General features: G+C 55.7%; 20 protein-coding genes and 1 other RNA gene. 16 read left to right on the plus strand and 5 right to left on the minus strand.

Annotated elements, in window-relative coordinates; all coding sequences use genetic code 11:
* The first annotated feature begins 32 nt into the window (after window positions 1–32).
* A complete protein-coding gene (locus BUB22_RS02445; protein WP_175547216.1) occupies window positions 33–1,565 on the plus strand; it encodes a family 16 glycosylhydrolase in 1,533 nt (510 codons plus the stop codon).
* Between the two features lie 87 nt (window positions 1,566–1,652).
* Here the strand turns inward: BUB22_RS02445 and BUB22_RS02455 are convergent, their stop codons facing one another.
* Window positions 1,653–2,846, minus strand: coding sequence for a class I SAM-dependent rRNA methyltransferase (locus BUB22_RS02455; RefSeq protein WP_072810033.1), 1,194 nt, complete (start codon window positions 2,844–2,846; stop codon window positions 1,653–1,655).
* A gap of 60 nt (window positions 2,847–2,906) precedes the next feature.
* Between BUB22_RS02455 and BUB22_RS02460 the strand changes: the two genes are divergently transcribed.
* A complete protein-coding gene (locus tag BUB22_RS02460) occupies window positions 2,907–3,329 on the plus strand; it encodes a VanZ family protein (protein WP_073113805.1) in 423 nt (140 codons plus the stop codon).
* A 38-nt stretch (window positions 3,330–3,367) separates the two neighbouring features.
* Here BUB22_RS02460 and BUB22_RS02465 read toward each other — a convergent pair whose 3' ends face one another.
* Entirely contained in the window at window positions 3,368–4,018 is a 651-nt protein-coding gene (locus tag BUB22_RS02465; RefSeq protein WP_073113772.1) for a hypothetical protein, read from the minus strand.
* 288 nt (window positions 4,019–4,306) lie between these two features.
* On the opposite strand from BUB22_RS02465, the gene BUB22_RS02470 reads away from it, so the two are divergent.
* The gene (locus BUB22_RS02470; protein WP_175547217.1) at window positions 4,307–6,142 is read left to right on the plus strand and encodes an OmpA family protein; all 1,836 of its coding nucleotides are present in this window, start codon (window positions 4,307–4,309) and stop codon (window positions 6,140–6,142) included.
* 50 nt (window positions 6,143–6,192) lie between these two features.
* Here BUB22_RS02470 and rnpB read toward each other — a convergent pair.
* An RNA gene (gene rnpB, locus BUB22_RS02475) (RNase P RNA component class A) lies at window positions 6,193–6,569 on the minus strand.
* A gap of 149 nt (window positions 6,570–6,718) precedes the next feature.
* On the opposite strand from rnpB, the gene BUB22_RS02480 reads away from it, so the two are divergent.
* Both BUB22_RS02480 and BUB22_RS02485 read left to right on the plus strand, forming a co-directional pair.
* Window positions 6,719–8,542, plus strand: coding sequence for a BamA/TamA family outer membrane protein (locus BUB22_RS02480; protein WP_175547218.1), 1,824 nt, complete (start codon window positions 6,719–6,721; stop codon window positions 8,540–8,542).
* A 43-nt stretch (window positions 8,543–8,585) separates the two neighbouring features.
* Window positions 8,586–8,915 carry a hypothetical protein gene (locus BUB22_RS02485; RefSeq protein ID WP_073113774.1) on the plus strand — a complete coding sequence of 110 codons (330 nt, stop codon included), beginning with the start codon at window positions 8,586–8,588 and terminating at the stop codon, window positions 8,913–8,915.
* A gap of 47 nt (window positions 8,916–8,962) precedes the next feature.
* Here BUB22_RS02485 and BUB22_RS02490 read toward each other — a convergent pair whose 3' ends face one another.
* Window positions 8,963–11,122, minus strand: coding sequence for an ATP-dependent DNA helicase RecG (locus tag BUB22_RS02490; RefSeq protein WP_073113775.1), 2,160 nt, complete (start codon window positions 11,120–11,122; stop codon window positions 8,963–8,965).
* A 33-nt stretch (window positions 11,123–11,155) separates the two neighbouring features.
* Window positions 11,156–12,175 (minus strand): MlaD family protein, encoded by a 1,020-nt coding sequence (locus BUB22_RS02495; RefSeq protein ID WP_073113776.1) that lies wholly within the window; start codon window positions 12,173–12,175, stop codon window positions 11,156–11,158.
* 130 nt (window positions 12,176–12,305) lie between these two features.
* Here BUB22_RS02495 and BUB22_RS02500 point away from each other — a divergent pair, with 130 nt between their 5' ends.
* The 11 genes from BUB22_RS02500 to BUB22_RS02550 all read left to right on the plus strand — a co-directional run bounded on the left by BUB22_RS02500 (window position 12,306) and on the right by BUB22_RS02550 (window position 23,948).
* Window positions 12,306–12,932: a type IV toxin-antitoxin system AbiEi family antitoxin domain-containing protein gene (locus tag BUB22_RS02500; RefSeq protein WP_073113806.1), complete on the plus strand. Its 627-nt coding sequence runs from the start codon at window positions 12,306–12,308 to the stop codon at window positions 12,930–12,932.
* On the plus strand, window positions 12,925–13,710 hold the full coding sequence (locus tag BUB22_RS02505) for a nucleotidyl transferase AbiEii/AbiGii toxin family protein (RefSeq protein WP_073113777.1): 786 nt from the start codon (window positions 12,925–12,927) through the stop codon (window positions 13,708–13,710). The genes BUB22_RS02500 and BUB22_RS02505 overlap by 8 nt, the downstream gene beginning before the upstream one ends.
* Window positions 13,711–13,989: 279 nt before the next feature.
* Window positions 13,990–15,129 (plus strand): hypothetical protein, encoded by a 1,140-nt coding sequence (locus tag BUB22_RS02510; protein WP_073113778.1) that lies wholly within the window; start codon window positions 13,990–13,992, stop codon window positions 15,127–15,129.
* Between the two features lie 100 nt (window positions 15,130–15,229).
* A complete protein-coding gene (rpsF, locus tag BUB22_RS02515) occupies window positions 15,230–15,601 on the plus strand; it encodes a 30S ribosomal protein S6 (RefSeq protein ID WP_072810054.1) in 372 nt (123 codons plus the stop codon).
* Entirely contained in the window at window positions 15,601–15,852 is a 252-nt protein-coding gene (gene rpsR / locus BUB22_RS02520; RefSeq protein WP_072810056.1) for a 30S ribosomal protein S18, read from the plus strand. Before rpsF ends, rpsR begins: the two co-directional genes overlap by 1 nt.
* Window positions 15,853–15,866: 14 nt before the next feature.
* Window positions 15,867–16,313, plus strand: coding sequence for a 50S ribosomal protein L9 (rplI, locus tag BUB22_RS02525; protein ID WP_072810059.1), 447 nt, complete (start codon window positions 15,867–15,869; stop codon window positions 16,311–16,313).
* Between the two features lie 70 nt (window positions 16,314–16,383).
* Window positions 16,384–17,826 (plus strand): DUF5683 domain-containing protein, encoded by a 1,443-nt coding sequence (locus BUB22_RS02530; RefSeq protein ID WP_073113779.1) that lies wholly within the window; start codon window positions 16,384–16,386, stop codon window positions 17,824–17,826.
* On the plus strand, window positions 17,827–18,537 hold the full coding sequence (locus tag BUB22_RS02535; protein WP_072810064.1) for a hypothetical protein: 711 nt from the start codon (window positions 17,827–17,829) through the stop codon (window positions 18,535–18,537).
* 22 nt (window positions 18,538–18,559) lie between these two features.
* Window positions 18,560–19,702 carry an SGNH/GDSL hydrolase family protein gene (locus BUB22_RS02540; RefSeq protein ID WP_139258676.1) on the plus strand — a complete coding sequence of 381 codons (1,143 nt, stop codon included), beginning with the start codon at window positions 18,560–18,562 and terminating at the stop codon, window positions 19,700–19,702.
* A gap of 64 nt (window positions 19,703–19,766) precedes the next feature.
* Window positions 19,767–20,882: an efflux RND transporter periplasmic adaptor subunit gene (locus BUB22_RS02545; RefSeq protein WP_254794601.1), complete on the plus strand. Its 1,116-nt coding sequence runs from the start codon at window positions 19,767–19,769 to the stop codon at window positions 20,880–20,882.
* A 6-nt stretch (window positions 20,883–20,888) separates the two neighbouring features.
* Window positions 20,889–23,948 (plus strand): efflux RND transporter permease subunit, encoded by a 3,060-nt coding sequence (locus tag BUB22_RS02550; protein ID WP_073113782.1) that lies wholly within the window; start codon window positions 20,889–20,891, stop codon window positions 23,946–23,948.
* Window positions 23,949–23,951: the final 3 nt, after the last annotated feature.

The raw sequence follows: 23,951 nt of genomic DNA on the forward strand, positions 1-23,951 counted from the left end.
ATTTCCTTGTTTGGATGAGGTTGGATTAGGATATGAAAAGAAAATTCTTGGTTCTCGCGGGTGCGGTTGCAGCAACGCTAGCTTTTGCAGACCCGCCGGCGAATTTCAGTGGCTGGGAGAAGGTGTTCGAGGACAACTTCGACGGTACTTCTCTTGACAAGAAGAAATGGAACCCCACGTACAACTGGGGCCCAACGCACAACCATCGCGCCTACTGTGCCGAGGAGAACGTGATTGTCTCTGACGGTACGCTCAAGCTGAAGGGCGAAAAGAAGGTGCACCCGGATGCCAACGGGCGCAAGGCAAAGTTCAACAACAAGGAAATCCCGGTCGACTATACGAGCGGCGCGATTGACACGAAGGGTCATTTCGAGGTGAAGTACGGCTACATCGAGGGCCGCTTCAAGGCCCCGTGGCAGAAGGGAACCTGGCCTGCGTTCTGGACCCTGCAGGACGGCTGGCCTCCGGAAATCGACATTCTCGAAATCCCTGCGTCGCGCAAGCAGCACCATTACTACCTGCATTACACCGACCCGAGCTGGTATAGCAGTCACGGCTCTGCATGGGATCACGAGGCGTCCTTCGGCGGACACAAGGACGATGACGTGGACCGTTCCGCGGGTTTCCACAACTACGGCGTGGAATGGGACGAGTCGACCCTCAGTTTTTACTTTGACGACAAGCGGTTTGCAAGCTACACGCGCCCGACAGAAATCAAGCAGCTTGCGGCTCAGTACATCATCGTGAACCTCGCCATCGGTGGCTGGGCGGGCGATGATATCGAGATTACCTCCGACAAGCCGGCGTATTTCGAGGCGGACTGGGTGCGCGTGTGGCAGGCCAAGCCCGCGAAACCCGATACGGTGCGCATCATGTCGATGAATTTCGGTACCTGCATGGTCCGCACATCCGAAGACAAGCTTGCTCTCGGCGATTGCAATGGCGATAATGCGATTGCGACGGTTACGCCGCTATCTTCGACGACGTTCCGCATCAACTTCGGCGACATTTCTCTCGATACCCCGAACGAATCTACGGATGCGGGCATCACGATGGGCCTTTACAAGTGGAATGGAGGCGCTCACCAGAAGGTGGTAATGGAAAAACAGTCCGGGTACGAGGGCTCCGTGGTGCGCATGAAGATGCAGCACAGCAACATGTACCTGCGTGCGACAACAGACGGCGAACGCGTGGTGCAGAGCTGGGCCGACGACTGGGAATGGAACCAGATGTGGCGCCTGGTGGGCAAGGACGATGTTGTTCCCTCGAAGGATACGACGAAGAAGGATACGGCAAAAACCGACACGGGTACGACTACGCTGGGTAATTTCGCAAGCGTGTACGGGACTTCGGTCCATTATGCTGGCAACCATCTGTTTGTAGAACTCGGAAGCACGTTTATTGATGGTGCGACGGTGCGCATTCTTGACCTGCAGGGGCGCGAAGTCATGCGCAAGCAGGCGGTGCGTTCTGCTGCATTCGACGTGCAGGCCTTGCCCGCGGGCGTTTACCACGTTGCTGTGCAAAGCAAGAACCGCACGGAAATCCGACTGTTCAAGAAATAGGAAGCAACTTTCGCGAGCCCGCTGTCGTGCTCGCTCAAACGTTGTCATGCCCGATCAAGTCGGGCATCTTCTGTTTTAAGAGAATGGTTAAACGACCTGTACGAGCAAACCTTTGAGGTACTGACCTTCGGGGAAGGCCGTATTTACGGGATGGTCGGCGGGCTGGCCGAAGCGTTCAATGATTTGAACGCGCCGATGTGCATCGGCGGCGGCATCCGCGATAATCTTCTGGAACAGGTCCATTTCCATGAGCCCGGAGCAACTGAAGGTCGCGAGCATGCCGCCCTCGGCCAACAGCTTCATTGCAAGTAGATTGATGTCCTTGTACCCGCGGGCGCCCTTCTGCAGGTTATCCTTGCTTTCCACGAACTTGGGCGGGTCGAGCACGATGAGGTCGAACGTTTCCGCCTTGTCGCGGCACTTGCGCAGGTACTGGAATACATCCGCTTCTACGTGCGTGGCATGTGCGGTGCTGAGCTTGTTCCGCATGATGCCTTCCTTCGCGAGCTTGAGGGCGTCCTTCGAGACGTCCACCTGGTAAACCTTCTCGCAACCGCCACGGAGGGCGTATAGCCCGAACCCGCCGGTATAGCAGAAGCAGTTCAAAACCTTCTTTCCTTTGGAAAGTTCGCCAATGCGGCGGCGGGCGTCGCGCTGGTCGAGGTAGTAACCCGTCTTGTGGCCGTTCTTCACGTCGATGGGGAAGAGGATGCCGTTCTCGTTGATGATTACGGGCTCGTCGCTCACTTCGCCATAAACGACACCCGTGCGCAGTTGCAGGCCTTCCTTGCGGCGCACCTCGGAATCGCAGCGCTCGTAGATGCCCTTGCAGTGCGTCTTTTCGGCAAGCAACTCGTAAATCGTTTCGCGGTGGACTTCCGCACCGGCTGCAAGGATTTCGACAGAATAGATGTCGGCGTACTTGTCGATGATGCAGCCCGGAATGCCGTCGTTCTCGGCGTTAATCAGGCGGAAAGCGGATTCCTTGTCCTCGATGTCGAAGCCGCGGCTCTTGCGGGCGGCAATCGCACGGTCCAGAATGTCGCTGAAGAATTCGCGGTCGATGTTCGCCTTCTCGCCGAACGTCCAGAAGCGCCCGCGAATCTGGGACTTGGGCGAGTACGCCGCAAGACCCAGAAAATCGCTCCGGTAGCTGTACACCTCGACGGTATCGCCGAGTTCCGGGTCGCCGACAACTTCGTCGACGGCCCCGCTAAAAATCCACGGGTGGTAACGCAATGCGGACTTCTCGCGTCCGGCCTTCAGGGTAATCGCTTTCATGCATACAAATGTAGAAAAATGGCAGTTTGGGCGGGGCGTTTTTTTATATTTGGCGTCAAGATGTTTGAAAGCCTTTTTGACAAGTACCCGTTTTTCCGTGCCGTTCCCGCTGTTCTCTGCATGGCGATAATCTTCAAGATATCTTCGCTCACAAACGAGCAACTGGAAGATTTCCCGCAGGTCTGGGACAAGCTGGCGCATTTCTGCGAATACGCGACTCTTGCCGGTTGCTATGCCATGCTCTGGTCCCGCGCCGAGTGGTCCAAGCGGCAGTGGCTGCGCGTACTTGTTGTGGGCGTACTCGCACTTGCATACGGTTGCACGGATGAATTCCACCAGAGTTTCGTGGATGGTCGCGAAAGCAGCGTGTTCGACCTCGTGGCCGACCTTACCGGTGGCTTGATTGGCGGAATTGTCTATGCGGTTGTTGTCCGCATCCTGAACCGCTTTGATCCGGTCCTACCTCCGCCCGAAGAAAAGTAGCCCGAACAAGGCGACTTTACAAAGTAGCCCGAACAACGTTACTTTATATATTGCTCTAGAATGTACGAGAGAATCATTGCCGGTACGGCAAAGAGCGTTGCCGCCTTTGAGCATTTCTCGTATTCTTCTGCACTGTAGTCCGGAGCGAGCCTTTTCATGATGAATGCTGAAGTATAGCCGCAGAGCAAAAGATAGACAAGCGCTTGCCCGAGTGTCGTAAAGGCCTGGAGAACGCTTGCCGAGTTCCCGTGCAGGGGAAGTTTTGCGATGAGCTTCTTGAGGTCGAGTATGTTCATGAGGATGGTGAATGCTGCCATCGAGGATACGTACGCTCCGATGAATTTCAGCATGGAACTTTTTTTCAGGATTTCTTTCCGGTGGAAGAAAGCTACGTAGAAAGGCACGAGGAATATGGCGTAGGCGCCCGCTCCGAGAATGGCTGCGCACCACATGAAGTTTCCTGCGGGGTGTTTGGCGACTTTTGCTTCGCCTTCTTCGTCTAGTTCCCTGTGTTCCTCGGGTATCCTGCTGAGGATGATGTTGTCTACGTGCTGCTGCACATCAAGAACTTCGGAGATGTCGACCGTTTCGGGAACTTCGGGCGGAACATGGTGTTCGTTGGGCGCGTCACACCAGAGGCAATTGAACATGTCGTCAGCGTATTCCCTGCCGCATTTTTTGCAGATCATTTAAAGCCTCTTTTCTCCTTGCCTGGTGCGCTCGATAAAGTCGTGTTTTGCACGCGTGCATTATTGTGTGACGTACGTTACAAAAATATGAAAACTGCGTCCGTCGGTTTGTAAATAATTCCTGCTCCTGCGTAAAAATACGCTTCTTGGGCCTTTTATCAATATTGGAATATAGGAATAACTTTCTAAATTTGGCGATGAATTTTTAATCGAAATATTATGAAAATACGTTTTTTTACTTTTATTCTTTTAATGGCCGCGGGCTTAGCCTTTGCTCAAAGTGGCCTTATGGGCGGAACCGACGGTATCCACCAGATCAATTCGAAAACGCTGGGCAAGTACAGGTTCTCGCTCGGAACCGGCGGTAACGTGACTATCGACCCGTGGGCGCTTACCCGCGGTGGCGTTTTTTATGATGATGGTGTCGAGCAGCACTTGCAGGATTTCAAGATCTCTGCGACGGGTAACTTCTACATCGGGTTTGGCTTGGCCGATAATATCGATGTGGCGGTTGCGCTCCCTATCAACTACGACCGCTCCTATGCGGAAGACTACCTGGAAGCGACCGGCAACATACGTCCGGGTGACATTGACTTGTTCATGAAGGTGTCTGCTCCGTTCCTGGCCGAAGACAACATTCTCGGGCTTGCGATGCAGTTGCACATGATGCTGCCGACGGGCTCGAAGGAAATTGGCCTGCGTCCGCGCCATGCCTGGATGCTTAAGGATAAAGGATATACCAATCCCTATACCGCCGACGAAGTCGTGGTGGGGGCTCACGCCATCATGACTCTTGACTTTACCAAGCGCGACGTTCCCTTGCGGTTTAACTTGGAGGGCGGGTTCATGTACGCGAACCTGGGCTCGAACACTGTTGTCTACTCGACGGGCCTTAACTGGTTCATGACCGACTGGATTATCCCGTTTATCGAATTTTCCGGCGAGTTCCGCGTAGAAGGCGAAAAGTACCCGATAGATTTCTTCGAGGACCCGATGACGCTTACGCCGGGTATCCGCCTGCACACTCCGTTCGGTGTGGATATTGCTGGCGGTTTCGACCTGTCTGTGCGCTCCATGCGTAACTTTGGCCGCAGCAAGTCGACGGAAATGCGCGGGACCGAGGACTACACGATTACTTACAAGGACGAGAAGGGTTACGTGAAGACTTACGGCTACGTGCCTACCGCGACCTATGCGTTCACCGGGTTGCTCACGTGGTACTTTGGCGGGGCGGAGAAGGCACCGGAACGCGAATGCCCGCAGGGGCTGCCGCCGCAGGATACGGTCGCGAAGACGGATACCCTGTTCAAGGTCGATACGCTTGTGCATGTGGATACTCTCGTGAAGGTCGATACGGTCGAGAAGACGGAATCGTTCGTGAAGGTTCTGCCGATGTCCGATACGGATGAAGATGGCGTCTCGGACGACCTGGACAAGTGCCCGGATTCCCCGAAGGGTATTACCGTGGATACTACGGGTTGCCCGCGTGACTTTGACGTGGATGGCGTGCCCGACTACCAGGATATGTGCCCCAACACGCTCCCGAACATCGGCGTGGATTCGACCGGATGCGCGAAGGACGAGGACCGCGACGGCGTTGCCGACGATAACGACAAGTGCCCGGCGACAGGGAAGGGAATCCCCGTGGATACGACCGGCTGCCCGATGGATACCGACAAGGACGGCGTGCCCGATTACCAGGACAAGTGCCCCAACACGCTCCGCGGCGTGAAGATAGACAAGAAGGGCTGCCCTGTGAATAAGCGCGAAGACCTGGAACGCCTCAAGAAGGGAATCAACTTCAAGAGCGGGTCGACCGTGCTCACCAAGCCGAGTTTCAAGACCCTGGACGACATTGTTTCGCTGTTGAACAAGTTCCCCGAGGTGAACCTCGAGATTCAGGGCCACACGGACAACGTGGGCGACGAAGAGTACAACATGAACCTCTCGCAGGGCCGTGCCCAGTCGGCGGTAGATTACCTTATCCGTAAGGGAATTTCTGTGGAACGCCTGCGTGCGAAGGGATTCGGCCCCACGAAGCCCATTGCCGACAACAAGAAAAAGGCCGGCCGTGCGAAGAACCGCCGCGTGGAACTCGTGCCGTTCTACAACGACGAACAGTAGTACTCTGTAAAAGATACAAGTGAAAACCCCCGCGATTAGCGGGGGTTTCCATATTGAGTAGTTATAAGCCGGGTTCTGTACCCCTTGCGGGGCGATGACCATCTCTCTGGGCCAGTCGTTACCGACCGCCTCAAGCGACCTACCCGGATATCCAACAGCCGCGAGCCGCAGCCGGTCCTTGCGGACGGATTCCTGCTTGGTCTTGCACCGGATGAGGTTTACCGTGCCATCCCTGTCACCAGGAATGCGGTGAGCTCTTACCTCGCCGTTTCACCCTTACCTTGCCCGGGCTTGCGCCCGAACCTGGCGGTTTGCTTTCTGTTGCACTGTCTGTCGCGTTTCCGCGCCTGGACGTTATCCAGCATCCTGCCCTGTGGTGCCCGGACTTTCCTCCAGCATTGCTGCCGGCGGCCATCCGCTACCCGCAGGCAAATTTAAAAACAATCGCTCCGGCCGGCAAGTGCGAAGTGGTCTGTATGGAATACGGTTTTGCGCGTTTTTGCGCTTCTTCGCGCTTTTTTCGGCCTGCCTTTTTTGCTTTCTTTCTATATTAGACCTGCCTTTGGGGATTTCACTGTGCATAAACTTGTTTGTTCTCTGTTTCTTGCTTTTTTTGCGGCGGTCGCCTTTGCCGAGTCCGTTTCCTCTGTTGCGGATTCCTCTGCTGTAGATTCCGCTGCGGTCGATTCTTTTGTCGCGGCTTCTCTTGACCCGTCGGTAACAAGTCCGTCTCGCGATTCATCCGCACTTTTTCGCGTCGATAGCATTGTCTACGATATCGGCGATGCCTTTGACGATTCGAAGGTGCATACCAAGTACGATAAACTGGTTTACGACATCCTGAACATTGTGCATATCGAGACCCGCGAGCACACCGTCCGCAAGTTGCTCCTCTTCAATACGGGCGACATGGTGAATCTCGACCTGATGCTCGAATCGGAGCGGTTCCTGCGCGAACAGCGCTTCTTGAGCGATGCCACCATCACGGTGGAACAGGATAGCGGGAAGAATGTGGTGAACGTGCACACGAGCGACAATTGGACGTTGAACGTGCTGACAAGTTTCGGGTTCGGTGGCCGCGAATGGAAGTACAAGAACCTGGTGTGGGGTGTCGGCGTGCAAGAAAGCAACTTCCTCGGGCTCGGACAACTGCTCGGGTTCTATTTCGGGCACAACGAGTTCCGCGACATGTGGCAGGTGGAATACGGTGCACCGCACTTTATATTCCGCTACAACCATTTGGATTTCCTCTACAGTTACAATACCGACGGTTACCTCGCCAGCTGGACAATGTACGTCCCGTTCCTCAGCAGGAGCGTGAACCAGTGGGCCTACACGCTTGCGGGCCTCAAGAACGAGAGTTACTATTACGTTTATGGCAGTGGCGATTTGCCCGCGGGTACGGTTCTTTCGCCGACCGATTTGCCGCTCGATTCGCTCCAGCAGTATAACGGCGACGAGACTGTGGAACTCATGAAGGTGAAGGGATTCATCAGTGACTCGCTCAGTTTTCGCGTGAGTCGCTCCTTCGGGGGCACGCAGCGCAAGTTCTATCTCGGGGCGACATACGACTACCGCAGGCTCACTGCAAGCAAGGGCGAACTGTTGCGCTACAGGTTTACCGACGGCGAAAATTCGTACGCGATTGATTCCGCGTCTGCCTGGAACGAGTGGCTCCCGGAACGCAAGGATTCCCGCCTGGGCGCCTATATCATGTATTCGGATTTGCGCTACGAGAAACTCCGCAACTTCCATAACGTGAAGTGGAACGAGGATGTGGACAAGGGCTGGACCGCGAAGGTGCAACTTTCGAAAAACTACGAACAGATAGGCGCGCACGACAACGATATACGGCTCGACTTCTGGCTGAACCTTTACCTGGGCGCGGGAATGCACTACTTGACGCTGCTTTCGTACAGCAACTTCTACCTGGACCACGGCGAAATGCGCGACATGTACACCCGCGTGAAGGGCGAATATATTTTCCACCCGAACAACAGGTTCTCTACGGCGCTTACCGGGCTTGTCGACTTTTATGACGAGGCGCGTTACGGTTACCAGCTTTCTCTCGGCGGTACGGATGGCTTTGTCGGGTTCCCGACCGGGTTCTACACGGGGCAGGCCCGCGTCTACGGAAGCCTGGAACAGCGCTGGTTCCCGGATTTCGAAATCGCGACACTCGTTCCCGTGTTCGTGGGCTATGCGAGCGTGGGCGAGACCGCGTGGGAAATTGGCGATATCCGACGCAAGGACCTGATTTACGTGCTTGGCTTTGGCGCACGTTTTGTACAGACAAAGTCAATAAGCAAGTTGATAAACAAACTCGATGTGAGCATTCCGCTGAATGGTTCGCGCAAGGGAGACCCGCATTTCTCCATCACGACTGCGTACTCGCTATAGGGATTGTTAAAACAGGATAAGCACCTTTTATATATTTGAGAATATGGAAGAACAGCAAAATACGACCCGTGCCAAGTTGCGCCAGATAAAGAATATGATTCTGCGCGTCGAACTCATCATCGGGTTCTTTGCAATAGTGGCGGGCGTCATCGTTACCGTGATGGTCTGGAGCGAGGGCTATTTTGCGGGGGCGCTCATGATGGTGCTTACCGGCGCACTCAACATTTACCTCGCGTTCAAGGAACTGGTTGCCCCGACCGACCACCTGCTCCATTGGCAGGCGGTGTTCTTCATGATTGTGCGCAGGGCGATGTTCTTCCTGAATATTGCGCTTTTGGCGCTCGTGCTCGGTACGTTTACGAATTTAATCTAGTTGCGGAATTATCGCGCGGTTTAAATCGCGTATAGAATTGCGCGGGCCTAGTGCACGCCGTCTTCGTTCGCGAAATCCCTTTCGCTGTACCACGCCTGTATCTGCTCGCGGGCGGTGTCGTCGAAGGATTCTTTGTCGTGCAATATGTGCTCGGCGGTCTCGAGCGTCTGGCTGATGAGTTCCTGGTCGGCTATCCAGTCGAACCAGCGGAACACCCACGCGCCGCTCTGTTCGTTGCCTTCGAGGTTGCCTGCGCCACGCGTCTGCAGGTCGAGTTCCGCAATCTCGAAGCCGTCCTCGGTCTGCGAGAATTGGGAGAGCCGCTCCATGCTGGTATCGGCGGTGTCGCCCTCGGGCATCATCAGGAAACACCACGCTTCTCGATCGCCGCGGCCAACGCGGCCGCGCAACTGGTGCAGTTGCGCGAGCCCGAACCTGTCGGGCTGATCGATGACCATCAGGTTTGCCGCGGGCACGTTCACGCCCACCTCTATTACGGTCGTTGCCACAAGGATGTGTATCTTTCCGGCGGCGAACTGCGCGATAATCGCATCCCGCTCGTTATCGTCCATCTGGCCGTGTACGCCCGCGACCTTCAGCGTGTCGCCGTTTAAAGCCGGCCCTAAAACGGCGCGGCCCGGCCCTGCGACATACGCCCGGAGTTCCTCGACAATCTCGTCAACGGTTCTTGCGCTGTTATCGCCGGTTGCTGAGCTTGCCGAAGCATCGTCACTCCCGACGCGGCTTGCAATCCAGTAGCACAGGTTTCCGGTGGCGGCTTCCTTGCATATAAACTTCTTCATGTCCTCGCGCTTGCTTGCGTTCACGAGGCGCGTCTTGATGGGCTTGCGGCCCGCGGGCTTTTCCTTGATGCTGATGACCTTCAGGTCGCCGTAGAGCGTCATCGCGAGGCTTCGCGGGATAGGTGTCGCGCTCATCACGAGCATGTCGGGGTAGTCTCCCTTCGCGAGCAGGGCCTCGCGCTGGCCCACGCCAAAGCGGTGCTGTTCGTCGATGACAACGAACCCGAGCCGCGAGAAAATCACGTCCTTGCTGAACAGGGCGTGCGTGCCTATCACGATGTCGGCGAGCCCCATCTGGATTTCCCCGAGTATTACCTTCTTCTCGGCGGCGGGTGTGGCGCCGACTAGCAGGCGTACGTTCAGGCCTGCGGCATCGAAGAACGGCTTGAGACTCTTGTAGTGTTGCCGCGCGAGGATGTCTGTCGGCACCATCAGCGCGCACTGTTCGCGCATCCCGTTACCGGCGGGCATATCAGAACCGGCGACAAGCCTTCCGCCGCCGCAAACGGCCATCATCGCAAGCATCGCGACCACGGTCTTTCCGCAACCGACATCGCCCTGCAAAAGCGCGTGGAACTGCTTCTTGCCGTTAAGGCCTGCTACAATCGTGTCGAGAGCTTCCTCTTGCCCGTGGGTCAGCGCGAACGGCAACTGCGCCTTCGTGGCCATCACCGTCCCGAGGTCAATCTGCCGCTCGTGCCCGCGCAACTTCTGGTTCTCGCGCCGCTTCACCATGCGCAGGCAGAACGGCAGCAGTTCAAGGACCTTCAGTTCGCGCTTCGCCTTGTATATCGCGGGGAATTCCTTGGGCAGGTGGAGCGTGCGCAGGTTCTGCATGACCGGCGCAAAACGGAGGTAGTCCGTGAGCGCCTTCGGGCATAGCCCGGGTAGCGTGAGTCCCGGGAACCCGAAAATGGTCTTGTACAGCTTGCGGAAGAACTTCTGCTCCATGCGGGCTTCGCGGCAAGCCTCGCTGATGGGGTAAACCGGGAGAATCGCTCCGGTAAATTCCTCGTCGTCATCGAACGGCTGCATGTCGGGGTGTGTCATCTGGAGGCCGCGGTATTCACCGACCGCACCCGAGACGCACCAGCGCGTATCGTTCTTTATGCGCCTGGCCCAGTAGCTCGTGCCCTGGAAAAACAGCAGCTGGATTTCGCCCGTGCCGTCGGTGAGCGTCGCCATGAATCGGGAACGTCTCCCGCGCACCACGCCCGCCCGCTTTATTGTGCCGATAAGCACCACCTTGTCGCCGGCGCGGCACTGCCCGATGGGGGTGACCTTCGTGTGGTCGAGGTAGGTGCGCGGAATGTTGTACAGCAGGTCGGCAACAGAGCCGAGCCCCGCCTTGCGGAGCGCTTCTGCGCGTTTGGGCCCGAGCCCCGGTAGTTGCGAAATTTCCATCTGGGTGCGCTTCCGTTGGTTTGCGCTTTCGGGCTATTCGCCCTCGACCTCTTCCGAACCCGGCAGTGCTTCGCCCTTCTCGGCGCGGAGTTTCGCCTTCTCGCGGGCAGTCTTGCCGATAAGGTTCGTGTTCTTCCAGGTAAAGAGCTTCACTTCCTTGCCCTGGTCGTCGTACATCTTGATGCCCTTCGTGTCGATGGCCGCGATGAGTTCGTTCATCTTCTTGGTGAGGTCGGCGACCTTGTCCACGATTTCGGTGGAATTCATGAGCTTGTTCATGGCGGGGGAGTTCTCGATGTCGGTAATCATCTTCTCGGCCTTTTCCGTACCCTCGGCGATGGACTTGATGACGTTCTCGGCTTCGCCTATCTTGGCGTTCAGGGCGTCAGTCGTCGTCTTCACCGTGGTATCGACCTGGTCTGCCATGGTTGCTACCGTGTTGCCCGCCTCGTTTATCTGCTTCACGAGGCCGTTTATGGCGGGGTTCAGCTTGTCGATGGTCTTGTCGGCGTTCTCGAGGATTCCCTCGATGGTGCCCATCACGTTCTCGTAGAGTTCCTGCGCGGACTGGTGGGTGGAATCCCCGTTCGCGATAAGCATTATCACCTCGCGGACGCGGGTAATCTGCGCGTTCACGTCTTCCATGTAGCGGAGCGCCTCGGCAATTCCCGGCTCAAACGTTCCCTGGTGGATAAAGTCCTGCGGGAGCACCTTGCCGTGCTTGTTCGGCACAATCTCGAGCCTGCGCTGGCCCATGATGGCGTAGTTCACGTTGTTGAACTGCGTTCCCTCGCGGATGGTGCGGGGCTCGTCGAACTTGATTTCCACGCGGGCGCGGTCGCCCAGCCATGTTACCTTGCCGATAGTGCCCACGTTGTAGCCGCGGATGACCACCGGGTCTTCGGGCTGTAGCGAGCCCAGTTCGTCAAAATCGACGTATGCCTTGTAGGTCACGTGCTCGTGCGCCTCGAACATGCCATAGGCGATGCCTGCAAAAAGGGCGATAAGCGCGAGGAGCGAAATGTAGCCAATAACCCTGTCGGACTTGTTCATGTGCGGAAAAATAGTTTTTTTCGCATGGATTTCTTTGTTGAATGGCAAAATAACGTAGAAAACGAAAAAAATAGAGAAAATTTGATTTTGTTTCTGAAATTATATATATTTGTATAACGACGGAAATAAAATGAATTTTTTGCAGTTTAAAGAAGCTTTTTTCCCGTTGGTTTGCTTTACGACGAACCAGGTGCTTGCGAAGTATCCTGATTTCAGTCAGATGAACTTGACGCACTGGCTAAAGCAGGGATATATCGTGCGCCTGCGTCGGGGGTGGTTTTCTTTTCCGGAGTTCGGCAAAAATCCTGACTTTGTGAGGCTTGCCGCTAACAAGATTTACAAGCCTTCTTACATTTCGCTCCAGTATGCGCTTGCGTTCTACGGGATGATTCCCGAAACGGTGGTGCAACTGACCTGCGTGGCGTCGCTAAAGACAGCCTCGTTCGAAAATGGCTGGGGGCAGTTCGTTTACCAGAACCTAAAGCCGTCGTTGTTTTTTGGCTATGCGCCGTACCCTATAGAGCATCCGTCGGCAAATGGCCAGTATTTCTTGATGGCGACGCCCGAAAAGGCGCTGCTGGATTTCTTGTACTTGAACCCGTTTTACAAGACACAAGATGATTTCGAGGCGCTCCGCCTGGACGAAGATTTTATGACGGATTCGCTGGACCGCGATAGAATGGATGCCTATTTGAGGAAATTTGCTAATAAGGCGTTGGACAAGCGCGTCGCAAGTTTGTTGAGGTTGTATGATTGATTTGAACTACATCAAGAATTTCTTTCCGCCACAAATTGCGAACAATCCTCTGTTTGCAAAGCAGATGCTCAAGGAGTATCTGTTGCTGATGATTCTTGACTACATTTCTAGTTCGGAATATGTGAGTCGTCTCTCCTTTATTGGCGGAACAAATCTCCGGCTAATCAAGAAGATAGACAGGTTCTCCGAAGACCTGGATTTTGACTGCAAGGATCTTTCCAAGGAAGACTTTATTTTACTTACAGACAACATAATTCGATACCTGCAGGGGAATGGGTTGAATGCAGTCGTCAAGCAAAAGGAAAGTGAACGGATAACCGCATTCCGGCGAAGCATCTATTTCCCGGAACTGCTCTTTACACTGAAGTTGAGCGGCCATAGGGAAGAACGTTTGCTGGTAAAGATTGAAGCCGAAGATCAGGGTGTTGGATACAAGCCTCAGATAGTAAACGTGAGCGGATGCGGGTTCTTTTTCCCGTTGCAGGTTCCTCCTGATGACATTCTTTGCGCAATGAAAATTTCAGCGCTTTTGTCCCGTGGCAAGGGGCGGGATTTTTACGATTGTATGTTCCTTTTGCCTCAAGTTAGCCCGAATATGGATTTCTTGCAAAAGAGAAACGGCATCAAGGATTTGCGTAGTCTAAAAAAAGAACTCCTGAAAGTCGCCGATACCGTTGACCTAAACATGAAAAAGCGGGATTTCGAACATCTGCTGTTCGATGTCCACTCTAGCGAAAAAATCCTGCAGTTCAAGGAATTCGTAGAAAACTGGTTGTAACTCTTGCGATTGACTCCTGTAATTATGAAAAAGATGCAGTTGTTGGTGAAAGTTTTTTGCTGAAAAAAGGAAAAAATGCTTGAATTTTGAAATAAAGAGGTCTCCTTCTTATCTGTATGATCTTGATTGATTATTTTAAACGATGATTAAAATTTCATAATGACGAATGCCTTGACCGCTTTCAGCAGGCTTGTCAAATCAAATTTTTTTATAAAAAAACATTATTGTTTCCATTTAGCTAGAAAAAACATATATTCCTCGTAAAGGAGTGTTTAAGGTATGGTGTTTGCTGGAAAGAAATCTTTTCTGTTTACGGTAGGCCTTCTAGGCCAACTCGCTTTCGCGGTTACCCTCTACGACGAGGTTCCGCAGGATACCTTCGGTATCGAGAAGTTCTACCCCACGAAGGAGGGCTCGGTCGAGTGGAATTCTGCCCACTGGAACAACGGGCATGCCCGCGGCATTGACTGGGACGGCGACCCTGATGATGCGCTGGAATGGACGGACAACCGTAGCGCTGGCGATGCGTCTCCCTTTTTTAAGATAGACGGCAACGGCGTGATGCAGATGATGAGCTCCGGCCCGCGCTTCCATATCAATAGCCAGACGGAATGGGCGGCAAAGAAGCAGTTCTATCGCGATGTGGAATTTACCGCCTACTACCGCAGGGGCGAGGCTTCGGCAAACGGCCCCGACTACGGCGGCATGGTGATGGGCGTACGGAGCGGTGCGCTCGGGCATGCGTCGGGCGGGGGCAACAACTGCGATGCGAGTACGTATTACGCGCGCTTCAGGCACGACGGCAAGTGGGATTTCGAGAAGGAGTGGAAACACCCCGGCAGCTACTACCAGAGCGAGGGCGTGGTGGGCCGGCAGGCCCCGCTGTGGGGTGGCGCCAAGCTCCCGTTCGGCCGCTGGATCGGCATGAAGTTTATAGTGTACAATAGTGCATACCCGGATAATGGTGGTCCCGACGAATCTAGGACATCTGTCCGTCTGGAACTCTACATCGACTCGACCTCGAACGGCGAGCCCGCAAGCGCCAAGTGGGAGAAGGTAGGCGAGGCGCTCGACGGGGGGAAGGACTGGTCGGGGGCCTCGGGCGGGGCTGCGACCATCGATGGCTGCAAGGACTACAACGGGCTCGAGGATGCCTTCGCGCCTATCCTCAAGGGCGGGGGAATTGCCCTGATGCGTACCGACGGCAGCACGAACAACGTGGTCCAAGGCGAATACAAGTATGTAAGTATCCGCGAAATCGACCCGTATGGCTCGTTTGCGGGCGGTACGACCGGCATCCGCCGTTCCCCCTACACGTACAGGGGCGTTTTCCCCTCGAAACCGGCAAAGTTCGACCTCAATGGGCGGTCCGTGCCCCAAAATGCCGCTCCCGGCATGTATCTTTTCCGCAGGAATTGACAAAAAAGCCCCTTTTTCTATATTTGGCACACCGATTTTATAATCGGAACCCTCCCGGAGCCAATGTCGGTACCCGGGCGATAGACCAAAGGGACTCATTATGAGACAATACGAAACGATGGTGATCATCGACGCTATGATCTCTGACGACGCTATCAATGCCGAAGTCGAGACGATTGGCAAGAGCATCACCGACGGCAACGGCGAAATTCTCCGCCGTGACGACTGGGGCAAGCGCAAGCTCGCTTACACCATCAACAAGCGCCAGCACGGTTACTACGTGATCTTCTACTACAAGGCAGAAGCCGCTGTGGTCGCCGCTATGGAAGCCGCTCTCAAGCTTAACGAAAACGTCCTCCGCTGGATGACTCTCGCTGATTATCCGATGAGCGAAATCGTCTACAACAAGGACATGGCTCAGTCTACCGAGGAAATCATCCCGGTTGACGCAGAAGAAGGGGAGGCTGAATAATGGCTTTTGAAGATAAGAAGCAGGCTACCCGTGTCCGCCGCAAGAAGACTTGCTGGTTCACGGAAAACAACGTCAAGTTCATTGACTACAAGGACGAGAAGACTCTCCGTCGCTTCATCTCTGAACGTGGCAAGATCATCCCGCGCCGCATCTCCGGCACCTCTGCCAAGTACCAGCGTATGCTGAACGAGGCTATCAAGCGTGCCCGTCAGATGGCCATTCTCCCGTTCGTTTCGGACAGTCTGCGCTAAGGAGGAACTAGACTATGGAAATTATTCTTAAGGCCAACGTTCCCCACTTGGGCAAGATGCTCGACGTCGTGAAGGTTAAGGATGGTTACGCTCGTAACTACCTCTTCCCGCGCAAGCTCGCTGTCCGTGCAACCAAGGAAGCCAAGCTCCAGATTGAAACCAACCGCGCTGCTCTCGAAGCTCAGTTCCAGAAGGAACTCGCCGCCGCTGGTGACGTCGCTGCCAAGCTTTCTCAGATTTCTGTCAACCTCGAACGCCGCGTTGTCGAAGGCGATCGTCTCTACGGTTCTGTGACCGCTGGTGACATTGCCGACGCCATCACTAAGGCCGGTGTCAAGGTTACCCGTGCTCAGGTCGAACTTGCTGAACCTATCAAGCAGGTCGGCGTGTTCACCGTCACCATCAAGGTGTTCGGCGATGTCGAAGCACAGGTCAAGGTTTGGGTGGTCGCCGCGAAGTAATTCCGGCTACAACTGAACTTTAGAAAGTCGCCCCCTCTGCGGGGGCGATTTTTGCTATTTTAATAACCGTATGCATAAGTTTCATTTAGTGGCATGTTTTGCCGGTCTTCTGGCGGTGCAGTCCTTTGCGCAGCCGCGTGACCTTTTTGCGGAGTTCGAGGCGGAAGCCGAGGCTGCCCAGTCGAGCGAGACGGTTGTTTCGTCCAGTTCGGCGGCTGTCTCCAGCAGTAGCGTCGCACCTGTTTCTAGTGCAGCGCTGTCATCGAGTTCTGTGGCACCCTCCAGTTCGAGCGTGGCGAGCAGTTCTTCTGTAGAGACTTCTTCAAGTTCTGTGGCTCCGGCTGATACTGCCGCCCCTGCCGTCGCGGATACGACTGCTCCGGCCGACACCACTGTTGCAGATTCCGCTGCCGGCGATTCTGCGAAGCCGATGACCCCCGAAGAGGCCTATGCAGCAGAGATGAGGAGACTTTCGGAAGAAAACCGTATCCGCGATTCGCTTGCGGCCCTCAGTTCCAGCAACGTCACACCGCAGTCGAGCGATAGCGAGACAAGTGTGTCCAGTACTGCGGATATCTCGTCCAGTTCTATGAGTCGCCGTGACCTGCTTGGCCCGGTGAAGGTTTCGAAGGTCTATGGCATTGACGATATGAAGGGCCGTTACAAGAGCCCGCGCAAGGCGCTGTTCATGTCGCTCGTGGTGCCGGGTTCCGGCCAGCTCTATGTGGGCGGTTCGACGTTCACGTATGTGCGCGGTGGTGCCTACCTTGCGCTCGAAGCGGCCCTGTGGGGCAGTTGGGCCTATTTCTCGGTGTACAAGTACAACGACCAGGTCAAGAAGTACAAGAAGTTTGCCAGGGAACACTATTCCATTGGCCGTTACGAGGCGGGCATGCGTGAACTTGTGGGCCAGCTTTCTGACGAGACGGAAGAATCCCGCTTCGAGACCCGCTACATGAATAGTCGTGAAAGTTTCTGCGAGGCCATCTACGGCAACGCGTCTTCGGCGGGTTGTTATACGGCGAACAGGCTTTTCTACAACGACAAGAGCCATTACGACCGCTTCTCTGTGGGCAACCCCACGTCGCTCGAGAACGAAATCGAGTCGGTCGGTTCGTTCTATGATGGTTCTGCGGTCTACCAGCAGATTGCGGACAGGGCTTATGTGCTCGGTTGGGACGATGTGGAAGAACCGGCGGTTGCCATGAACCTCGAACTCGAGGACGACGAGCCTTCCGACGGAATTGTGCCGCTCGCGAAATCCTCGAACATGGACGAGTACCGCTCCATGCGCAGCAAGGCGAATGACTACGCCGATTTGCAGGTGTGGTTCTTCGGCGGGCTTATCCTTAACCACATTGTTTCGGCCATCGATGCCGCGTTTACGGCGAACGCTCACAACAAGACGCTCTACTCCGAGGAACTTTCGTGGTATGACCGCCTTCACTTCGATAGCTACGTGAGCATCTTTAACGGGCTCGATGTGGGCGTGCAGGCTAGTTGGGGATTCTAGATGCGCCTTTTGATGGTCATTCTTCTGGTTGCGGTCTCAGCCTTTTCGCAGGTAGTTATTACCGTCGACGAGAACGTAAGCAAGAACCAGGACAAGAGCCTCTGGCTTGCGCTCGGGGCGTCGGCCTTGCTACCCGGTATGGGCGAACTTTACTTGGACGAGCGCTCGCTGGTCAAGCCGTTCGTGTGGACGGATGCCGCCCTCTGGCTTACGGCAATCGGGTCGTATTTTATTGGTGAACGCTACATCACCTCGGCGCACGGCTACGCGGTGCGCCATGCGGGGCTCACTACGGATAGCAAGGATGTATCTCTCCTCAATACGGTGGGCGACTACCGCAGCCGCGGGGGAGTCGCCGGCCAGAATTCCTCTCCCGATATGGACGAGGACTACAACCAGGCGATGATCCGTGCGGGCAAGGCGATTGACGACGAATACAGCGAGAGCATCCAGTGGGACTGGGGCTCGAGCGATAATCCCGAATCGACCGAGCGTATCGAGGAGTACAAGAGCCGCCTGCGCCATTTCCGCGTGAGTCGTATCGTGTTCCAGGTTTCTGTCGGCGCGCTGGTGCTCAATCGCGTGGTCTCGATTCTTGACGTGATGCGCGTCTACCGGGCGACATCGTCCAGGTCCTTTTCGCAGCGGATGGAATTTGCGCCCGAGTTCCTGGAAGACGGCGGCGGAATCCTGATGAACGTGAAGTTCTAGGCTGTGGTTGCGGGGTATCGCGGTGAAGAATATTCTCGTCATGGCGTTGCTCTGTTCCCTTTGCCTAGCTTCTTGCAGCAACAGTGTTTCCTATTCAGAAGATTCTACCGATGTTCCCGTGCTGGAATGGACTTGGGTCCCTTATGATTCGGACGTATTGCAGATTTCCGGGCGCACCAATTACGAAAAAGGCAACTTCCTGATTCTTTCGTGGTCGGCGTCTTCCGTTACGATTGCCTTTCGCGGAACCGCCCTGGAGATGAAGGGCTGGACAAACAATATCGTCTATCTTGATGTCTTTGTGGATGGGGAAGAAGACCCTTCCTCCCTGATAAAGCTTACCTATTCCGAGGAAGATTCGCTGAACGAGCCTGTATCTGTACCTGTAGTTTCGGACCTGCCCTATGGCGAACATGTTGTTACTTTGTATAAAAGGACTGGCAGCAACTTTGGTGACTGGCGCGTGTATGGAATGCGGGTGCTGGGCCGTGCGGAGAAGGATTTGTTGCCCGCTAGGCCGGAGCGCCGGATTGAGTTTGTCGGGAATTCTATTGCCTGCGGTTGCGATGTGCTGATGCCTGTGCCGGGGCAGGAATTTGACCTGTATTTTGAAAGCTCATACTACAGTTATGCGGGGCAGACGGCAAAGATGCTACATGCGGAGGAACATAACATCTGTAGCGGCGGTCACGGGGTCTATCTCAATTACGATGGTTCTACGGCCCTTGCTCTTCCGGTTGTGTATAACAGGACGGCGACGCTGTCGCTCGATGCGGTTGCATGGGACCATAGCAAGTGGCATCCCGATATTGTCGTGGTAAACCTGGGCACGAACGATTTTGCAAGCAGGATGATTGATTCTACCCGATTTGTGAACGCGACCGTAAACTTTATCCGAAAGATACGTTCTTACCATCCGGAGGCAAGGATTGTCTTGCTGGATGGCCCGATGCTTACCGGGGATTACATGGTGAAATGCCGCCAGTACCTGGACACCGCGAAGGCGATTCTCGAAGGCGAGGGTGTTGATGAATTGTACAGGTTCTCGTTTGACCCGCATGGAGAGTCTGCGTATAACGTTTACTACCACCCGACAAGGGAAGAGGCCGCTGCGGATGCCCAAAGCCTGACCGCATGGATACGCTCGGAATTCGGGTGGAATTAGGGGCGAGGTTTTGTTTTTTTCTAGATTTTGCAACCAATTGATACCCTCTATGCATCTAAATAGCGTGAAAAAGTTTACTGTATTCGTTTTTGTAGCCCTTTTCCTTGCCGCCTGCGGTGGCGAAGATTCCGCTGCGAGCGGTGCGAAGGGCGCCGGTGCTCCGGGCAAGGGTGGCCCGAGCGGGAAAGGCGGACCGGGAGGCAGGCCTGCACGCGAGATTGCTGTGGAAGGCTATATTGCCGAAGCCCACGAGGGCGGCAAGACGTTCTCTGCGATGGCGACGCTCGAACCCCTCAACAGTGTGGAACTGACCGCGGCAACATCCGGCAGGCTCATGAACCTTTATGCGAAGGACGGCGCCCAGGTGCAGAAGGGCACGCTCCTTGCAAAGATTGACGATTCCGAACTCAGGGCGCAGCTCAAGCAGGCGGAATCGAACAAGCAGCTCGCCCAGCAGAAGTACGACCGCGCGAAGGGGCTCTACGAGAAGGATGGTGCGACGAAGGTCGACATGGAAGCGGCGGAAGCGTCGCTCAAGTCTGCGGAAGCGTCGGTGGAACTCATCAGGGCGCAGATTGCAAAGACCGAAGTTCGTGCCCCGTTCGCGGGCAAGCTCGGCTTTGTGAACGTTTCGGTGGGCGCGTGGCTCATGACCGGGACCTCGGTCGCAACTCTCAGCGAAGTGAGGAAGTTGAAGGCGAAATTCGCCCTCCCGCAGCGCTATGCATCGGCCCTCAAGCCGGGCGATGCCGTGGAACTCAAGGACGAGGAACGCAATATTTCTGCAAGCGGCAAGGTGAAGGCCCTGGAAGCGGGACTTTCGGAAAGTAGCCGTACCCGCCAGGTGCTGGTGGAAGTCAATAACGCAGGGGGCGAACTCCTTGCGGGTTCTTACGCGAAGGTGAACGTGACTATGCAGGCGGGAGTCGCAAAGAGCATCCCGATTCCGGCCGAGGCGTTCACGCTGGACAAGGATGGCGCCTACGTGTTCGTGGCTACGGGCGGGAAGGCGAAAATCAAGCACGTACAGACCGGGCTCCGCACGCCGATTACGGTCGATGTGACCGGAGGGCTCGACGAGGGCGATACCGTGATTACTTCGGGCCTCATTAGCCTGCGCGAAGGCATTTCTGTGCGCATCCGTGAAATCCGCCACAACGCCGATTACGAAGTGGAGTAAACGCGGATGAGTGTCGCGAACCTTTCCGTACGTCGTCCGGTGCTCATGACGGTGATGGCGCTTGTCATCATCCTGCTCGGTGCGTTTGGCGCAAGCAATCTGGGTGTGCGCGAATACCCGAACGTCGACTATCCCTTGATTCAGGTGCGTACCTCGTACCCGGGCGCGAACGCCGCGGTGGTGGAGGCCGAAGTCACCGAAATCTTGGAAGCATCCGTCAACAGTGCGTCGGGCATCAAGGCGCTTACCTCCACGAGCCGAGACGGCTTTTCTTTCATCAACATCGAGTTTGAAACGGGAATGGACTTGGAGGCGGCCGCGAACGAAATCCGCGACCGCGTGAGCCGCGTGCGCCGCAGACTCCCCGACGATGTGGACGAGCCGACGGTCTACAAGTCTGATAGCGATAACGACCCGATATTGATGGTGAGCCTCGTGAGCGACAAACTCGACCCGATGGAAGTTTCCGAAATCGCGAACAACTTTGTGAAGGAGCGCCTGCAGACCATCAACGGTGTGTCTGAAGTCGCCATCTGGGGCGAAAAGCGCCCGACGGTGCGCCTGTGGATTGATCCGGTGCGCCTGCAGGCACTTGGCGTTTCGGGAGCCGAGATGTCGGCGGCGCTCAAACGCGGCAACCTGGAACTGCCCTCCGGTTCTATCGAGGGTAGCGAGACGACGCTTTCTATCCGCACGCTGGGCCGCATTCTGGACCCGAAAGCGTTCGAGAATATCGCGGTAAAGACGGCTGCCGACGGGACCGTCATCCGCATTTCCGATGTGGCGGATATCCATTACGAACCGAAGGACTCGCGTACCGGGTTCCGCCGTAACGGCAAGAACTCCATCACTCTCGCCCTGATGGCGCAGCCGGGTAGTAACCACGTGGAAATCGCGAACGAGTTCTACAGGCGCGTGGAGGATATCCGCCGCGAGATTCCCGAGGGCGTGCAGGTGCTTTACGGGCGTGATACCTCCATCAACATCCGCGCTTCCATCAAGGAGGTGGTGGAGACCATCTTCATCGCGTTCCTCTTGGTGATTGCGATTATCTTTGCCTTCCTGCGGCAGGCCCGCACGACGCTCATCCCGATGGTGGTGGTGCCGGTGGCCGTTATCGGAAGCTTCTTCGTGCTGTACCTGTGCGGGTTCAGTATCAACGTGCTGACCCTGCTTGCGATGGTCTTGGCGATTGGCCTCGTGGTGGACGATGCCATCGTGATTGTGGAAAACATCTACCACAAGATTGAACGCGGAATGACGCCCAAGCAGGCGGCGGTCGCGGGTACAAACGAAATCTTCTTCGCGGTAATTGCGACCTCGGTCGTTTTGATGGCGGTGTTCGTGCCGGTGCTTGCGCTGGGCGGTACTACGGGCTTACTTTTCCGCGAGTTTGTGGCGGTGATGATCGGTACGGTGTTCCTCTCAACGCTCTGTGCGCTTACGCTCTCGCCGATGCTCTGTTCCAAGTTCCTGAGCCGCCAAAAACAGGGCTGGTTCTTCCGCGTTACCGAGCCGTTCTTTGACTGGCTCAACCGCATTTACGCTGTGCTTCTCGGTGGGTTCCTCAAGTTGCGATTCTTGCTTTTCCCGGTAGTGGCGGGCCTCCTGGCTATTGCGTACCTCTGCTTCAACAACATGAGTAGCGAGATGGCCCCGACGGAAGACTCCAACGCGGTCATGGTGAACCTGAACATGCCCGAAGGCGTGACGCTCACTCGCACCAAGCGCATGGCCGATGCCTTTGCCGAAGAAGTCATCGCGCTCATGGATACCAACGAGTATACCGAAATTCAGGCGGGCGCTTGGAACGCGGGCAACTCCAGAATGCGCATATTCCTGAACGCTGACAAGAAGGCGCGCCGCCCGCAGAGCGAAATCGCCCGCAGCATCCAAGTGCTCGGTAATGAGTACCCCGATTTGCGCGTGATGGTTTTTGAACCGCAGAGCATCAGCACGCAGCGCGGTGGACTTCCGGTGCAGTTCGTGTTGCAGGCCCCGAATATTGAAATCTTGCGCACGCTCGTGCCCAAATTCGAGGAAGAGGCGAGCAAGAGCCCGGTGTTCAGCGTGGTGAATACGAACCTGAGATTCACGAAGCCCGAATTGCATATCGAGATTCTGCGCGACAAGGCGAACGAGGAAGGCGTTTCGGTGAACGACATCGCGCAGGCGGTGCAACTTGCGATAAGCGACCAGAGCTATGGCGAATTTTACAAGGACGGACGCCAGTACGATATCATCGGTGCGGTGGGTTACCAGTACAGGAGCATGCCCGAGAACATCGCGATGCTCACGGTCAAGAATGCGAAGGGCGAACTTGTGAGTCTCGATAACTTCATTACGTTCAGCGAGCAGTCCGCATCGCCGTCGCTCCCGCGATTCAACCGATTCTCTGCGGCCACCATCCAGGCGGGCCTTGTTCCCGGGAAGACGATTGGCGACGGCGTGGAGGAGATGCGCCGGATTGCGAAGCACCTCCTGAAGGATTACCCGAGCGTGAGTACCGCATTGAGCGGGTCGTCGAAGGAGTTCGAGGAAAGTTCCAGCGGGCTCTACATCGTGTTCCTGCTGGCGCTTGCGCTTGTGTTCCTCGTACTTGCGGGGCAATTCGAAAGTTTCCGCGCTCCCTTCGTGATTTTCTTTACGGTGCCTCTCGCACTTGCGGGCGCGCTCGCCTGCCTGTTCTTTACCGGCCAGACGCTCAATATCTTTAGCGAGATTGCGCTCATCTTGCTTATCGCGCTCGTGACGAAGAACGGCATATTGATTGTGGAATTTGCAAACCAGATTGCGGCGAATACCGGGTGCTCTAAGCTCGAGGCGGCTAGGCTAGCGGCGGAACGCCGCTTCCGCCCAATCCTCATGACGAGCCTTTCCACAGTGTTGGGCGCGGTGCCGCTCATCATGACCGGCACCCCGAGCCGCATCGCGATGGGCATCGCCATTGCGGGTGGCCTCACGTTTGCCACGTTCCTCTCGCTGTTTATTGTGCCTGCGGCCTATAGCTTCTTTGCGGGCAAGGTCGATGCAACGACCGCTACCGACGCGTCGAAAATGGCATAGTCG

The sequence above is a fragment of the Fibrobacter sp. UWCM genome (assembly GCF_900129735.1).
In the GTDB taxonomy this organism is placed as follows: Bacteria; Fibrobacterota; Fibrobacteria; order Fibrobacterales; family Fibrobacteraceae; genus Fibrobacter.

Bases quoted from the DNA above. Each gene is read 5' to 3' on its own strand.
- BUB22_RS02445 (WP_175547216.1), top strand. From the start codon at position 33: ATGAAAAGAAAATTCTTGGTTCTCGCGGGTGCGGTTGCAGCAACGCTA.
- BUB22_RS02455 (WP_072810033.1), bottom strand. From the start codon at position 2,846: ATGAAAGCGATTACCCTGAAGGCCGGACGCGAGAAGTCCGCATTGCGT.
- BUB22_RS02460 (WP_073113805.1), top strand. From the start codon at position 2,907: ATGTTTGAAAGCCTTTTTGACAAGTACCCGTTTTTCCGTGCCGTTCCC.
- BUB22_RS02465 (WP_073113772.1), bottom strand. From the start codon at position 4,018: ATGATCTGCAAAAAATGCGGCAGGGAATACGCTGACGACATGTTCAAT.
- BUB22_RS02470 (WP_175547217.1), top strand. From the start codon at position 4,307: ATGGGCGGAACCGACGGTATCCACCAGATCAATTCGAAAACGCTGGGC.
- BUB22_RS02485 (WP_073113774.1), top strand. From the start codon at position 8,586: ATGGAAGAACAGCAAAATACGACCCGTGCCAAGTTGCGCCAGATAAAG.
- BUB22_RS02490 (WP_073113775.1), bottom strand. From the start codon at position 11,122: ATGGAAATTTCGCAACTACCGGGGCTCGGGCCCAAACGCGCAGAAGCG.
- BUB22_RS02495 (WP_073113776.1), bottom strand. From the start codon at position 12,175: ATGAACAAGTCCGACAGGGTTATTGGCTACATTTCGCTCCTCGCGCTT.
- BUB22_RS02500 (WP_073113806.1), top strand. From the start codon at position 12,306: ATGAATTTTTTGCAGTTTAAAGAAGCTTTTTTCCCGTTGGTTTGCTTT.
- BUB22_RS02505 (WP_073113777.1), top strand. From the start codon at position 12,925: ATGATTGATTTGAACTACATCAAGAATTTCTTTCCGCCACAAATTGCG.
- BUB22_RS02510 (WP_073113778.1), top strand. From the start codon at position 13,990: ATGGTGTTTGCTGGAAAGAAATCTTTTCTGTTTACGGTAGGCCTTCTA.
- rpsF (WP_072810054.1), top strand. From the start codon at position 15,230: ATGAGACAATACGAAACGATGGTGATCATCGACGCTATGATCTCTGAC.
- rpsR (WP_072810056.1), top strand. From the start codon at position 15,601: ATGGCTTTTGAAGATAAGAAGCAGGCTACCCGTGTCCGCCGCAAGAAG.
- rplI (WP_072810059.1), top strand. From the start codon at position 15,867: ATGGAAATTATTCTTAAGGCCAACGTTCCCCACTTGGGCAAGATGCTC.
- BUB22_RS02530 (WP_073113779.1), top strand. From the start codon at position 16,384: ATGCATAAGTTTCATTTAGTGGCATGTTTTGCCGGTCTTCTGGCGGTG.
- BUB22_RS02535 (WP_072810064.1), top strand. From the start codon at position 17,827: ATGCGCCTTTTGATGGTCATTCTTCTGGTTGCGGTCTCAGCCTTTTCG.
- BUB22_RS02550 (WP_073113782.1), top strand. From the start codon at position 20,889: ATGAGTGTCGCGAACCTTTCCGTACGTCGTCCGGTGCTCATGACGGTG.